Here is a 14,678-nt window from a genome sequence, read left to right on the forward strand (position 1 = left end):
GTACAATCGGCCACTTACCGAGAGATGGCCATGATCGTTACCTTCCCGAACAGTCCGTTCCGTTTGCACCAACCGTTTCCGCCTGCGGGCGACCAGCCCACGGCCATCAACGAACTGGTCGAAGGGCTCGAAGATGGCTTGCGCTTCCAGACCCTGCTGGGCGTGACCGGTTCGGGCAAGACCTACACCATGGCCAACGTGATTGCGCGCACTGGCCGTCCGGCCATCGTGATGGCGCCCAACAAAACGCTGGCCGCGCAGCTGTATGCCGAATTCCGCGAGTTCTTCCCCGAGAATGCGGTCGAATATTTTGTTTCTTATTACGATTACTACCAGCCCGAAGCCTATGTGCCGAGCCGCGACCTGTTCATTGAAAAGGATTCGCAGATCAACGAGCACATCGAGCAGATGCGTCTGAGTGCCACCAAGGCCATGCTGGAGCGGCCCGACTGCATCATCGTGGCGACCGTATCGGCGATCTACGGTATCGGCGACCCGTCCGATTACCACAAGATGATCCTGCACGTGAAAGAGGGCGAAAAGATGCCTCAGTCCGAGCTGGTCACGCGGCTGGTGCAGATGCAGTACGAGCGCAATGAAATCGACTTCAGCCGCGGTACCTTCCGCGTACGCGGCGATGTGATCGACGTGTTCCCGGCCGAAAACGCCGATCTGGCCGTGCGTATCGGCATGTTCGACGACGAGATCGAGCAGATCCAGCTCTTCGATCCGCTCACCGGCCATGTACGCCAGCGTCTGGGCCGCTTTACCGTATTCCCGTCCAGCCATTACGTGACGCCGCGCGCCACCGTGCTGCGTGCCATGGAAACCATCAAGGATGAACTGCGTGACCGGCTGGCGTTCTTTCATAAGGAACACAAAGTGGTGGAGGCGCAGCGGCTGGACCAGCGCACCAAGTTCGATCTGGAAATGCTGCAAGAGATGGGTTTCTGCAAGGGCATCGAGAACTACTCGCGGCACTTTTCCGGCAAGCCGCCGGGCGCACCGCCCCCCACGCTGATCGACTACCTGCCGCGCGGCGCACTCATGTTCCTGGATGAAAGCCACGTGATGATCGGGCAGGTGGGCGCCATGTACAAAGGCGACCGTTCCCGCAAGGAAAACCTCGTCGACTATGGCTTCCGTCTGCCCAGCGCGCTCGATAACCGTCCGCTCAAGTTCGAAGAGTTCGAGCACATGTTGCCGCAAACCGTGTTTGTCTCGGCTACACCCGCCAAGTACGAGGCGGAGAAACAGGGCAAGGTGGTGGAACAGCTGGTGCGGCCGACGGGCCTGGTGGACCCCATCATCCATGTGCGTCCGGTGGCCACGCAGGTGGATGATCTGATGAGCGAGATCCGCAAGCGCACCGCCGTGGGCGAGCGCGTGCTGGTGACCACGCTGACCAAACGCATGGCCGAGCAGCTCACTGATTACCTCACCGAGCACGGCATCAAGGTGCGCTACTTGCACTCCGACGTGGATACGGTGGAGCGCGTGGAGATCCTCCGCGATCTGCGCCTGGGCGAGTTCGATGTGCTCATCGGTATCAACCTCCTGCGGGAGGGGCTCGATATTCCTGAAGTCTCGCTGGTGGCGATACTGGATGCCGACAAGGAAGGCTTCCTCCGTAGCGAGCGCAGCCTGATCCAGACCATCGGCCGCGCCGCGCGTAACCTCAACGGTACGGCCATTCTTTATGGCGACCGGATTACCGATTCGATGAAGCGTGCCATCGACGAAACCGAGCGGCGCCGCGCCAAGCAGGTGGCGTTCAACGAGGCTAACGGCATTACGCCGCGCGGGGTGCAAAAGCGCATCAAGGACATTATCGACGGCGTGTATGACGAGGACGAGGCCCGCGCCACCCGGCTGGAACGCAAGCGCCAGCTGGTGCTCGACGAGCTGGATGAAAAAGCCCTCGCCAAGGAACTCAAGGCTATCGAGAAAGCCATGCTGGATGCCGCCAAGAACCTAGAGTTCGAGAAGGCGGCGGAACTGCGCGATCAGCTTCACAAGCTGCGTGAACGGGTGTTTGGCGCCGCCTGAGTTGCCCCTGGGTGGCTTGCCCAACAAAAAACCGTGCAAGTGCACGGTTTTTTGTTTTCAGGCGCAGGACCCCGCGCCCATCGAGGGCTGTGGCGGCCTTAGAGGCGGAAGCTGTCCACCACCTGATTCAGCTCTACCGAGAGCTGCTCCAGCTGATCGATCACCTGACTGGTGCGATGCAGTTCGGCATCGCCTTCCTGCGCCCGTGCCGACATGCGTTCTGCCGCCCTCGCCATTTCCTCGGTGGCGCGCGATTGCTCGGTGGCGGCATCGCGGATCTCGGTGGTTTTGGTAATCACCTCGGCCATGTTGACCTGGATCTTGGCGATATGGGCCAGCGCCACATCCACCAGATCGACGCCGCTACGCACCGAATCGTGGGTCTGGCCGACCTTGCTGAGCGCTTGCTCCGTGGCCTGCCGCATCGAGCCGACCATCTTGTCGATTTCCAGCGTGGCCTGCCCGGTGCGTTCGGCCAGCTTGCGTACCTCGTCGGCCACCACCGCAAAGCCGCGCCCCTGCTCCCCAGCCCGGGCGGCTTCGATGGCCGCGTTGAGCGCCAGCAGATTGGTCTGGTCGGCAATTTCCTTGATCACGCTGGCAATCGAGCTGACCTGACCTGAACGGGCCTCCAGATCACTCATCACCCCGGCCAGCACATCCATGGATTGCGAGACATGACTGATCTCGCCGGATACCCGACCAACCGATTCGGCGCTATCTGCCGACAGGGCGCCGGCCTGTTCCACCGTGTGGGCGGCAGCGCGCGTGTTGTCGGCAATATGGGCCACGCTCACGGTGATCTGCTCAATGGTGGCTGCGGTGGCCTCGGCAAGCGAGGCGCTATCGCGAGAGCCCTCAGACAGGTGATCGGTCATCTGCCCCAGTTGCTCCACGCTGCTGTTGAGGTGATGGGTCTGATCCCGTACGCGCAGGAACATGCTGCGCAGCTGCTCCATGAACTGGTTGAAGCTCTTGGCGATTTCACCGATCTCGTCGCCGCTGCTGGCATTGAGCCGCACGGTCAGGTCGCCTTGGCCCGATGTGAGTGAGCGCATGGCATCGCGCAGCTTGCCGAGCGGCTGAGTAATGGTGGTGGTGACATAAAAGATCAGCGCCAGCGAGACCAGCAGGATGACCAGATCAATCACCACCATCCATTGCATGGTGCGGGTCACCGGGCCATAGACCTCAGCCTCGGCGATCTCTACCACCACAAACCAGCCCGCCGTGGGCAGATGGCTGGAAACGACCACCATGGGTCCGTTCGGACTGCGGTAATGGCCCAGGTTGAAGTTGCCTTTGTTGAGCAGGGTGGGTGCCACCTCGGTCATGCCCGGCAGGCTGGCCAGATCGACCTTGTTATCCACCTTTACCAGCGCCGGGTCGCGGTGAATCTGGATCTTGCCGGCCTCATCCACCACGAATACCTGACCGCTCTTGCCGATGGCCATCTGGCGCACACGGTCGGCCATGGCGGTCACGTCGATTCCGAGGCTGGCGACGGCACGCTGGCCTTTATCGTCTTTGGCCAGGGTGTTGATGAACATCATCACATTGGGTTTGCCGGGCTCGGCACCCAGGTTGAATCCATGGGACTGGCCGCTGGCCAGAAAAGCCTTGAACCAGCCGTCCGCACCATCCGGATCAACTTGCCGTGCCACGCCTTTTTCATCGTTGTAATAGTTGCGGGTGGTTTCGGAGGTCCACGACACCATGGCCGCGCCGGATTGTTCCTTCAGCCGTTTGGCATAGCGCTGCCAGAGCGGCACCCCCTCGGCCGGTTCGCCCGCGGCCATCCAGTCCAGTACGAAGGTATTGGCAGCCAGCTGCTGTGCCTGGCTCAGCGGTACCGACACCGATTTGTCCAGCTCGTTGCGTATGGCCTCGACCGTACGCACCAGCTCGTATTGCTCCAGCCGCTCGGTCAGGGCGGTCTTGAAGAGCCGGGCGGACACAAGGCCCACCGTCAGCAGGGAGGCGAGCAGGATCAGCGCAACGCTGACCAGGATCTTTTTCTGGACCGACCAGTTACTGAACATGCTTGCTCCTTATTGTTGTCTTGGCCAGTGATGCTGGCATGGCAACAGCCGGGATCACCGTGCTGACGCATGCCGATTGGCCAGTATCTCGCGCCATTCGGGGTCTTCTGCCAGTTGCGCCAGTACACGGTCGGCATAAGCCATCAGCGCCGCCTGGCGAGGATGGGTGAACAGATGCCGTGCATAGCGTTGCCGGGGCTCGCTGGCGATATGCATCCAGCTACGCAGGTCTGGCAATGTCTTCTCAAGATAGGGCAAGGAACTTGCCATCACAAACGCCACGTCCACCCGCTCGTACTTGAGCTTGAGCAGGCTGGCGTGCTCGGTATTGGCGTCGTCGCGGATCACCTTGTTCTGCTGGATCAGGGCTTCCAGATCCACATAACGGTGCCCGGTAATGCCACCCACGCGCAGCCCGATCAGCGACTCGGGCTGCTTGTATTCAACGGGCTGCCGCTTGCGGGAAATCACCAGATCGGCGTCCTGCATCAGCGGGCGCGACCACAGATAGCGGCGCATTGGCGCATCGCCAAACCAGCGTGGGTTGGCCCAGGCCACCATGCCTGGCCAATCGGGATGGCTGAGGGTTTCATCAAGCCGCCGCCGCGGCAGCAGCGTGGCAACGAACTGATAGCGCCCCCCGGATCGGGCAGTCAGTGCCTGCGCCAGCTTGCTGGTGAGGTTATCCGGACTCGCAGGCGAATAAGGCGGATCCGCGTAGTACGTATAGAGCGGTATCTGTTCCGGCGGCGCAGCCTGCAACGACAGGCAGACAGCAGCCAGCACCCCGCCCAGAAGGCGACCCAAGGTCAAGCCGCGTATCCGGCGACATGGTGTGGGCAAGGTGTTCAGACGGGCTACTCCCTATCGGGTGGTTGGTGGTGCGGTCAGCGCCGGCTGGCGTGCTTGAGGACCAGGTGGTTCAGTATCGACCATTCACCGGGGGGCGGCCAATCGGAGCACGCGGCCAGCTCTCACGGTGTGTTGTGATCGGGACCACACTCTCCCCGCAACAGGCGTTTGCCGCCCATCGGAAAAGCGTCGCCCGACCTGCGTGCAACAAGGCGCCCAAGCCGGCACGCCCACACCCCGATGCCACGGGCGCAAGCCTGCGCAAGGCGGGCAAAACGGGCGGTGTTGCATTGTTGCCAGCACACATTTCATGACATCCGCAAGCCTTGCGGTGCATGAGGTCAATCACTAGAATTAGTGGTCAGAACAAAGGAAAAACACTAGATGTAGTGTTTCTCCACAGATTTTGCACAGAGTTATGCACACGTCGTCCGGGCCTGCCGGACCAGCGCTTTCGCCGTGTGCCGTCTGGGCCGGAGGGGGTCAGGGTGTATCAAAACACCGCGACTTATCCACCGCTCCCGACACCCGAATACCCACCCTTGCGATGCATTTTTTGCGCCGCAACCCAGACAAACAGATCAAGAAGGGGAAAGCCTGACCATGTACGCCACCACCGAATCCGCCAGCAGCACGCGTGCGCCCTACACCTCGGGCAGCGAGAGCGTGACTGCCGCCACCGGCCAGCAAGTGGCCGAGTACAAGATCATCCGCCGCAACGGTTCCGTGGGCCCGTTCGAGCCGATGAAGATCTCGGTGGCCGTGACCAAGGCCTTCCTCGCTGTGAATGGCGGTGCCGCTGCCCAGTCGGCCGCCGTGCGTGAAACCGTGCAGCGCATTACCGATGCCGTGGTCAGCGCGCTGATGCGCCGCAAGCCCGAAGGCGGCGCCCTGCATATCGAAGACGTGCAGGATCAGGTTGAACTCTCCTTGATGCGTTCGGGCGAGCACGATGTGGCCCGCGCCTACGTGCTGTACCGCGAAAAGCGCCATCAGGAACGTCTGGCCAAGGGCGAGGCCGAGCAGGCCCCCGTGGCCTCCGGCATCAATATCAACGACGAAGGCGTGAGCAAGCCGCTCGACGTTGCCAAGCTGCGCGCGCTGGTGCAATCGGCCTGCTCGGGTTACGAGAGCGTGACCGATGTCGAACACATCGTCGGCGAAACCCTCAAGAACCTGTACGACGGCGTGCCCGCTGAAGAAGTGCGCAAGTCCGCCATCCTCAGCGCCCGCCAGCTGATCGAGAAGGAACCCGCCTACTCGCGCGTGACCGCCCGCCTGCTGATGCACAGCCTGCGCCGCGAAGTTCTGGAAGAAGAAGTCACCCACGAAGAAATGGCGACGCGCTACGCCGAATACTTCCCCAAGTTCATCAAGCAAGGTATCGAAGCCGAGCTGCTGGACCCGGAACTGGCCCAGTTCGATCTGGCCCGCCTGGGCGCTGCCATGAAGTACGAGCGTGATTACCAGTTCGATTACCTCGGCCTTCAAACGCTGTTCGATCGCTACTTCCTGCATATCCACGGCCATCGCATCGAGCTGCCGCAAGCGTTCTTCATGCGCGTGGCCATGGGTCTGGCCCTGCGTGAAATCGACCGCGAAGCCCGCGCCATCGAGTTCTACAACGTGCTGTCGACCTTCGACTTCATGTCCTCGACCCCGACGCTGTTCAACTCGGGCACGCTGCGCTCGCAACTGTCGTCCTGCTACCTGACCACGATTGCCGATGATCTCGACGGCATCTACGAAGGCCTCAAGGAAAACGCGCTGCTGAGCAAGTTTGCCGGCGGCTTGGGTAACGACTGGACGCCCGTGCGTGCACTGGGCAGCCACATCAAGGGCACCAACGGCAAATCGCAGGGCGTGGTGCCGTTCCTCAAGGTCGTCAACGACACCGCCGTGGCCGTGAACCAGGGTGGCAAGCGCAAGGGCGCGGTCTGTGCCTACCTGGAAACCTGGCACGCCGACATCGAAGAATTCCTCGAACTGCGCAAGAACACCGGCGATGACCGCCGCCGCACCCACGACATGAACACCGCGAACTGGATTCCCGATCTGTTCATGAAGCGCGTGATGGAAGGCGGTGAGTGGTCGCTGCTGTCGCCCAGCGAGGCGCCCGATCTGCACGACCTGTACGGCAAGGATTTCGAAAAAGCCTATCTGGCCTATGAAGCCAAGGGTGAACGCGGCGAGCTGCGTGTGTTCAAGCGCATCAAGGCGCTGGACCTGTGGCGCAAGATGCTGACCATGCTGTTCGAAACCGGCCACCCCTGGTTCACCTTCAAGGACCCGTGCAACCTGCGTAGCCCGCAGCAGCACGTGGGCGTGGTGCACAGCTCCAACCTGTGTACCGAAATCACGCTGAACACCAACGACAGCGAAATCGCCGTGTGTAACCTGGGTTCCGTGAACCTGGTCAACCACATGGTGCAAGGTGCCGATGGCAACTACACGCTCGATGGCGAGAAGGTGAAGCGCACGGTCAAGACCGCCATGCGCATGCTCGACAACGTGATCGACATCAACTACTACCCGGTCAAGAAGGCGCGCAACTCCAACCTCAAGCACCGTCCGGTGGGCCTGGGCATCATGGGCTTCCAGGATTGCCTGCACCTGCTGCGCACCCCGTATGCATCGGAAGGTGCCGTGCAGTTTGCCGACGAGTCGATGGAAGTCGTGGCCTACCACGCCTACTACGCCAGCACCGAGCTGGCCCAGGAACGTGGCCGCTACCCCAGCTACGCAGGCAGCCTGTGGAGCAAGGGCATCCTGCCGCAAGACAGCATCGATCTCTTGGGCGAAGCCCGTGGCGGTTATCTGGAAGTGGACCGTAGCGCGAAGCTGGACTGGACCGAGCTGCGTAGCCGCATTGCCAGCTACGGCATGCGTAACAGCAACTGCCTGGCCATTGCCCCGACGGCGACCATTGCGAACATCGTGGGTGTGTCGGCTTCGATCGAGCCGAACTACCAGAACATCTTCGTGAAATCGAACCTGTCGGGCGAGTTCACCGTCATCAACGAGCACCTGGTCCACGATCTGAAAGAACGTGGTCTGTGGGACGACGTGATGATCGGCGACATCAAGTACTTCGACGGTTCGCTGACCCGCATCGACCGCGTGCCGGCCGACCTGAAGGCGCTGTACGCCACGGCCTTTGAAGTGGAAGCCCAGTGGCTGGTCGAATGTGCGTCGCGTCGTCAGAAGTGGATCGATCAGGCACAGAGCCTGAACATCTACATGGCCGGTGCCTCGGGCAAGAAGATGGACGATCTGTACAAGCTCGCTTGGGTACGTGGCCTCAAGACCACTTACTACCTGCGCACGCTGTCGGCATCGAGCGCCGAGAAGTCGACGGGCCGTGGTGGTGAGCTGAATGCAGTGCCTGTGGCCGGCGGTGTGTCGCAAGCTGCGGCAGTGGCGGCACCGGTGGCGGCTGTGCCGGTGATGCCGGAGCCCGAAGGTGCGGTGTGCACGATGCGTCCGGGTGATCCTGGCTTTGAAGAGTGTGAGGCTTGCCAGTAAGACAGGCCCGTAGGGTGGGTTCGGCCATGGGCTGTAACCCACCTTGCTGCACATAAGCGTTAGCGGCGTTGCCGCGTATGTTTTAGAGCGGGAGTGCGTCCCGCAGCCGCCTCACTTTCTTTGCTTCGCCAAAGAAAGTAAGCAAAGAAAGACGACCCGACGAAACCGCCCCGCTTTGCGGGGTGCCCTGCGCTCCTCGAAGCGCGCGGCCGGGGCAAAACTCGCCAGCCAAGGCTGGCTCAGACACTTGCCCCGGACTACCCCGCGCGCTTCTGCGGTGCTCGGCGGTTCCGACGGGAGTCTGGGCGCCCGCACCAAGATTTACGGTTGATCGACCATCGATTGGCCGAAGTACATAACAGCAGTACCCACTGTAGACACTAGGAGAACACCACATGCTGTCCTGGGACGATACCCCCGCACAACCCGCCGCCGCCAAACCGGCCGCCGCCCCTCAGCCGCAAACCCCGGCTGCGCCCCAGTACAGCTTCGAGTCCGCGCCTGCCGTGGCCGACTACAACACCGCCAGCGTGCAGGCCCCCAGTGCCAACCGCATCCAGGCTGTGGACAAGCGCATCATCAATGGTGGTACCGACGTCAACCAGCTCGTGCCGTTCAAGTACAAGTGGGCGTGGGAAAAGTATCTGGCTACCTGTGCCAACCACTGGATGCCGCAAGAAATCAACATGCAGCGCGATATCGAGCTGTGGAAGAACCCCAATGGCTTGACTGAGGACGAACGCCGCATCGTCAAGCGCAACCTGGGTTTCTTTGTCACGGCCGACAGCTTGGCCGCCAACAACATCGTGCTGGGCACCTATCGCCACATCACGGCCCCCGAATGCCGCCAGTTCCTGCTGCGCCAGGCGTTTGAAGAAGCCATCCACACCCACGCCTACCAGTACATCGTGGAAAGCTTGGGCCTGGACGAAGCAGAAATCTTTAACGCGTATCACGAGATCAAGTCGATCCGCGACAAGGACGATTTCCTGATCCCGTTCATCGACACGCTGACCAACCCGCACTTCAAGACTGGCACGCCCGAGGCCGACCAAGCGCTGCTGAAGTCGCTGATCGTGTTTGCCTGCATCATGGAAGGCATCTTCTTCTATGTGGGCTTTGTGCAGATCCTGTCGCTGGGCCGCCAGAACAAGATGACCGGCGCAGCCGAGCAGTACCAGTACATCCTGCGCGATGAGTCGATGCACTGTAACTTCGGTATCGACCTGATCAACACGATCAAGCTGGAAAACCCGCAGCTGTGGACCGAGGAATTCAAGGCCAGCCTGACCAGCCTGTTCCAGAAGGCCGTGGAACTGGAATACGCCTACGCCGAAGACACCATGCCGCGCGGTGTGCTGGGTCTGAATGCCAGCATGTTCAAGGATTACCTGCGCTTCATTTGTAACCGCCGCATGCAGCAGATCGGTCTGGAACCGATGTTCCCGGGCGCGACCAATCCGTTCCCGTGGATGAGCGAGATGATCGATCTGAAGAAAGAGAAGAACTTCTTTGAGACTCGGGTGATTGAGTATCAGAGTGGTGGGGCGTTGAGCTGGGATTGATAAATCAATGAGTGCCGTAGTTGCTTGCGGCGCTCACACTTCTCTATTGAATATAAGGGGGTAGTCATGGGGCAGCGAAAAACAGCAGTAAAGAACAATAGCACCGCATCGACGATTGACATTTCCTTGGAGAAGCGGGCAAAGATCAGTCAATCCGACGTTCCTGCATACTCACTGAGCCAGGCCCTACGTGTTTTGAATGCTATTGCGGACAACTATGCATTAAAGCCGACAACCCCTCTTCGTGTTGCGCAGGCGATGGAAATGGCGCCGACCTCGAGTAGCTTTCGTATGCTAACCGGGGCCGCAATTGCCTATGGCCTAACGGAGGGGGGATACAATGCCAGTGAAATTTTAGTGACCCAGCTGGGGCGTAGGATTGTAAAGCCGATAGTGGAAGGTGATGATCGCAACGCAATGGTTGAGGCATTCTTGCGACCGCGCATTATTAAGGAATTTTTATCCAAATACGACGGCAGCCAGTTACCCAAGGAACAAATTGCCAAAAATGTTCTAGAGGACCTAGGTGTGCCATCTGATAGGTGCGATTCAATTTTTTCTTCGATTGTCGATGGCGCCAAATCTCTTAATTTACTTCGCGACATTAAGGGGAAGCTCTATATTGACATTTCCGCCGGCGGCGATGCTGAGGGCGGTGGATCTGCTGAGGTTTTTCTCGAGTCGCCTGGAATTGAAGACTCGGGCGAAATAACAGAAAGTATTCGTGACGAGTACACTTCGGTTCTTAAGTCTGTTGGGGCCATTGTCCCGAAGACAGCTGAGGTAAATAGACGGGTTTTTGTAACGCACGGAAAAAACAAAGACTTCGTTGAGCCGATAAAAAAATTACTTTCTTTCGGTGAGCTAGAGCCGATTGTTTCCGTAGAGAAGCAATCCGTATCCCAGCCCGTGCCAGAAAAGGTAATGACGGATATGCGATCGTGCGGAGCCGCAATTATACATGTCGAGGATGAGCTTCGCCTTATTGCGCCGGATACGCAGGAACACGTCGTACTCAATCCCAATGTCCTGATTGAAATAGGTGCCGCTATGGCACTTTATGGGAAAAGGTTCATTCTTCTTGTAAAAGATGGTGTTAAGCTGCCGTCTAACTTGCAAGGACTATATGAGGTTAGATATAGCGGAGAAACTCTGGATGGGGATGCAACGATTCGACTTCTCTATGCAATTAACGAGATGAAAAAAATCCCCGCAGGTTCTGTGGCTTGAGAAAAGTTAGCTCGTAGGTTGGGCTGAGGGAAACGAAGCCCAACGTTTTCCTGGTTATGTTGGCGCCTTCGGCGCGTATGTTTAGAGCGGGAGTGCGTCCCGCAGCCGCCTCACTTTCTTTGCTTCGCCAATACCCAGAGGGCACAAGAGAAAGTAAGCAAAGAAAGGCGACCCGACGAAGCCGCCCTGCTGCGCAGGGTTCCTTGCGACACCCGCAAGGGGTACGCCGTGGTTGTAAGGCAGCAAAGCTGCCGACAACCACGCAGTCCTCAACCGACGTGGCCGGCGCAGAACTCGCCTTGCCTGCGGCAAGGCTCAGACATGCTGCGCCGGACTGCCCCACGCCGGTTTCCGGTGCTCAGCGTGCTTCGACGGGGGTTGGGTGGTTTGCCACCGTTTATGTGCTTGGTTTTTTGTGTCTTGCTGCCACCGTTGTCCCTCACCCCAACCCCTCTCCCAGGGGGAGAGGGGCTTAAAGGCGCTGCTCGTGGGGTGCCACCCTAATCCCGTTGGAGGCCGCCGAACACCGGAGAAGTGCGCGGGGTAGTCCGGGATGAATGTTTGAGCCAGCCAAAGGCTGGCGAGTTTTCAGCCCGGCCGCGCGCTTTGAGGATGTGAGGGGACCCCGAAGGGGCGGGCTTCGTCGGGTCGCCTTTCTTTGCCTACTTTCTTTGGCGAAGCAAAGAAAGTGAGGCGGCTGCGGGGCGCACTCCCGCACCTAACGCGCGCAGCGCATCATGCGGCAACGCCGCTGAACCGTTAGTTAGAGTCTGCGAGGTCAGCTCTTCGTAGAAGCAGCCCTCACCCCAACCCCTCTCCCGCGCGCGGGCGAGGGGCTTTGAGCCAAGCCCCACATTGGCTACCTCCTGCCCGGCATGCTGCCCCCTACTGCCGCAAAGTGGCGGATGGCGGCTTGGGCTGGCTCTGATAAGCCGCCGAGTAGCTCGCCCTGGGGGCATTACGGCGAGCAAGTTGCACACGCTATAGTGTCGCCATCCACCGCCACTCCTTTGTGACCATGCCGCTCACCCGCCGCACCCTCCTGCTCGCCGCCAGCGCGCTGCCCCTCGCCAGCCTTACCAGGGCCAACCCCGCCAACACCACCCCCGAACAAGCCCTCGCCGCGCTGGAACAGCAGTTCGACGGTCGACTTGGCGTACTCGCCATCCACACCGGCACGGGTGCCAAACTGGCCCACCGCGCCGATGAGCGCTTCCCCCTGTGCAGCACCTTCAAGTTCACGCTGGCCGCGGCCATTCTGCACCGCAGCGTGCACCAGCCCGATCTGCTGGCCAAACGTATCCGTTACGAGAAAGACGATCTCGTCACCTACTCGCCCATCACCGAAAAACACCTCAGCAAAGGCATGACCATTGCCGAGCTGTGCGCGGCCACCGTGCAATACAGCGACAACGCCGCTGCCAACCTGCTACTCGAATGGGTCAACGGCCCGGCCGGGCTCACGGCCTGGGCGCGTACGGTGGGGGATGCGGTGTTCCGGCTGGATCGTTGGGAGACCGAACTCAACAGCGCCTTACCGGGCGATGAGCGCGATACCACTACCCCGGCTGCCATGGCGCACAGCCTTCATGCGCTGGTACTGGGCGATGTGCTGCCAGCTGCGCAACGCACCCAGTTGCAAGACTGGCTGCGCGGCAACACCACAGGGGGCACGCGCATCCGTGCCGGGATGCCGGCAGACTGGACGGTGGGCGACAAGACCGGCACGGGCGATTACGGCAGCACCAACGATGTGGGCGTGATCTGGCGGCCCAAGCAGCCGCCGATTGCGCTGGCGATCTACCTCACGCAACGCCAGGCGGATGCCACGGCCCGCAACGATATCGTGGCTGCGGCGGCAGCCATTGTGGCGGCTTGGGCCGGGCAGGGGGCGGAGTCGGTCGTCGCGGGCTAGTTCGGCTGCGGTGAGTGCAGCGGAACGCACCAAGTCAAAGGGCGCCTTGCGGCGCCCTTTGCATGCGGGGTAACGGCCTCAATCAGGACAGCGCCGTCGCCACATATTGCTTCACCCGGTTCGCATCGTTCGGCAACACGGTCGAACGCTGCGGCCGGTTTTCCAGATCAGCCAGGTCGGCAGGGCGGGGCGGGGTGATGCCCAGGGCCTCGACGATGGTGGCTTCGAACTTGGCCGGCAAGGCGGTTTCCAGGGTCACCATGGCCACGCCATCGCGGCGTGATTCGAGGGCGACCTTGATACCGTCGGCGGTGTGCGGGTCCACGATCACGTTCCAGCGGGCCTTGGCATCGCGGATGGTTTGCAGCCGGTCGGCATGGGTGCTGCGGCCGGAGCTGAAACCGAACTCCCCCACCATGCGGGCAAAGTAAGGCGTGCTGCCCAGATCAAAGCCGCCCGTGGTATCCACCTCGTGCCACAGTTGCTTGAGCTTGGCGGTATCACGGTCGATCAGGTCGAACACAAAGCGCTCCAGGTTGGAGGCCTTGGAGATATCCATCGACGGGCTGGACGTGGCGTGCGTATCGCTCGAGCCGCGCACGGTGTACTTGCCGGTGCGGAAGAACTCGTCGAGCACATCGTTCTCGTTGGTGGCGACCACCAGCTTGCCCACCGGCAAGCCCATCTGGCGGGCAATATGGCCTGCGCAGATATTGCCGAAGTTGCCCGATGGCACCACAAAGTCCACTTCCTCACCCAGGCGCTTGGCCACTTTGAGGTAGGCGCGGAAGTAGTAAACGATCTGCGCGACCACACGGCCCCAGTTGATCGAATTGACGGCACCGATCTTGTACTGGGCTTTGTAGGCGGCGTCGTTGTTGATGGCCTTGACGATGTCCTGACAGTCGTCGAACGTGCCTTCCACGGCCAGGTTATGGATATTGGCGTCCTGCAGGCTGAACATCTGCGCGCGCTGGAACGGGCTCATGCGGCCGTGCGGGCTGAGCATGAACACATTCACGCCCTTTTTGCCGCGCATGGCGTATTCAGCGGCCGAGCCGGTATCGCCCGAGGTCGCGCCGATGATGTTGATGCTTTCGCCACGGCGGGCCAGCACGTATTCGAACACCTGCCCCAGCAACTGCATGGCAATGTCCTTGAAGGCCAGCGTGGGGCCGTTGGACAAGTGCAGCAGGTGCAGGCCGGGTTCCAGTTCAGTCAGCGGGGTGATCTCGTCCGTGCCGAAGGCCGTCTTGGTGTAGGCGCCGTCCACCAGACGCTTGAGATCGGCAGCCGGAATATCGGTGGCGAAGCGGGAGATGATCTCGAAGGCCAGTTGCGGGTAGCTCAGTGCACGCCAGCTTTCGAGCGTGGCGGCATCGATCTGCGGGTAACTGTCGGCGACCACCAGGCCGCCATCGGAGGCGAGGCCGCCGAGCAGGATGTCCGAGAAGCCTTGCGGGGCCATGCCGCCGCGGGTGCTGATGTATTGCATGGCGG

The 14,678-nt window shown here is 60.8% G+C and carries 8 protein-coding genes; 5 read left to right on the forward strand and 3 right to left on the reverse strand.

From position 1 onward, the window contains the following. The first annotated feature begins 30 nt into the window (after positions 1-30). Complete coding sequence (uvrB, locus tag O9X62_RS11495) at positions 31-2,049, forward strand: excinuclease ABC subunit UvrB (protein WP_269533002.1); 2,019 nt, start codon at positions 31-33, stop codon at positions 2,047-2,049. Between the two features lie 98 nt (positions 2,050-2,147). On the opposite strand, the gene O9X62_RS11500 is transcribed toward uvrB, so the two are convergent. Then, complete coding sequence (locus O9X62_RS11500) at positions 2,148-4,091, reverse strand: methyl-accepting chemotaxis protein (RefSeq protein WP_269533004.1); 1,944 nt, start codon at positions 4,089-4,091, stop codon at positions 2,148-2,150. Positions 4,092-4,145: 54 nt separating this feature from the next. Then, entirely contained in the window at positions 4,146-4,904 is a 759-nt protein-coding gene (locus O9X62_RS11505; RefSeq protein WP_269533005.1) for an ABC transporter substrate-binding protein, read from the reverse strand. A 642-nt stretch (positions 4,905-5,546) separates the two neighbouring features. Here O9X62_RS11505 and O9X62_RS11510 point away from each other — a divergent pair. The 4 genes from O9X62_RS11510 (at position 5,547) to bla (ending at position 13,178) form a co-directional block, all read left to right on the forward strand. Then, entirely contained in the window at positions 5,547-8,468 is a 2,922-nt protein-coding gene (locus O9X62_RS11510) for a ribonucleoside-diphosphate reductase subunit alpha (RefSeq protein WP_269533006.1), read from the forward strand. Between the two features lie 395 nt (positions 8,469-8,863). Further along, the gene (locus tag O9X62_RS11515; protein ID WP_269533007.1) at positions 8,864-10,033 is read left to right on the forward strand and encodes a ribonucleotide-diphosphate reductase subunit beta; all 1,170 of its coding nucleotides are present in this window, start codon (positions 8,864-8,866) and stop codon (positions 10,031-10,033) included. A 66-nt stretch (positions 10,034-10,099) separates the two neighbouring features. After that, positions 10,100-11,263, forward strand: a complete 1,164-nt coding sequence (locus O9X62_RS11520) for a TIR domain-containing protein (protein ID WP_269533009.1) — start codon at positions 10,100-10,102, stop codon at positions 11,261-11,263. Positions 11,264-12,281: 1,018 nt separating this feature from the next. Next, a complete protein-coding gene (gene bla / locus O9X62_RS11525) occupies positions 12,282-13,178 on the forward strand; it encodes a class A beta-lactamase (protein ID WP_269533010.1) in 897 nt (298 codons plus the stop codon). Positions 13,179-13,260: 82 nt separating this feature from the next. Here the strand turns inward: bla and thrC are convergent, their stop codons facing one another. Next, complete coding sequence (gene thrC / locus O9X62_RS11530) at positions 13,261-14,673, reverse strand: threonine synthase (RefSeq protein WP_269533011.1); 1,413 nt, start codon at positions 14,671-14,673, stop codon at positions 13,261-13,263. Between the last annotated feature and the right edge of the window lie 5 nt (positions 14,674-14,678).

The organism is Chitinimonas sp. BJYL2 (genome assembly GCF_027257935.1).
Classification (GTDB): Bacteria; Pseudomonadota; Gammaproteobacteria; order Burkholderiales; family Chitinimonadaceae; genus Chitinimonas.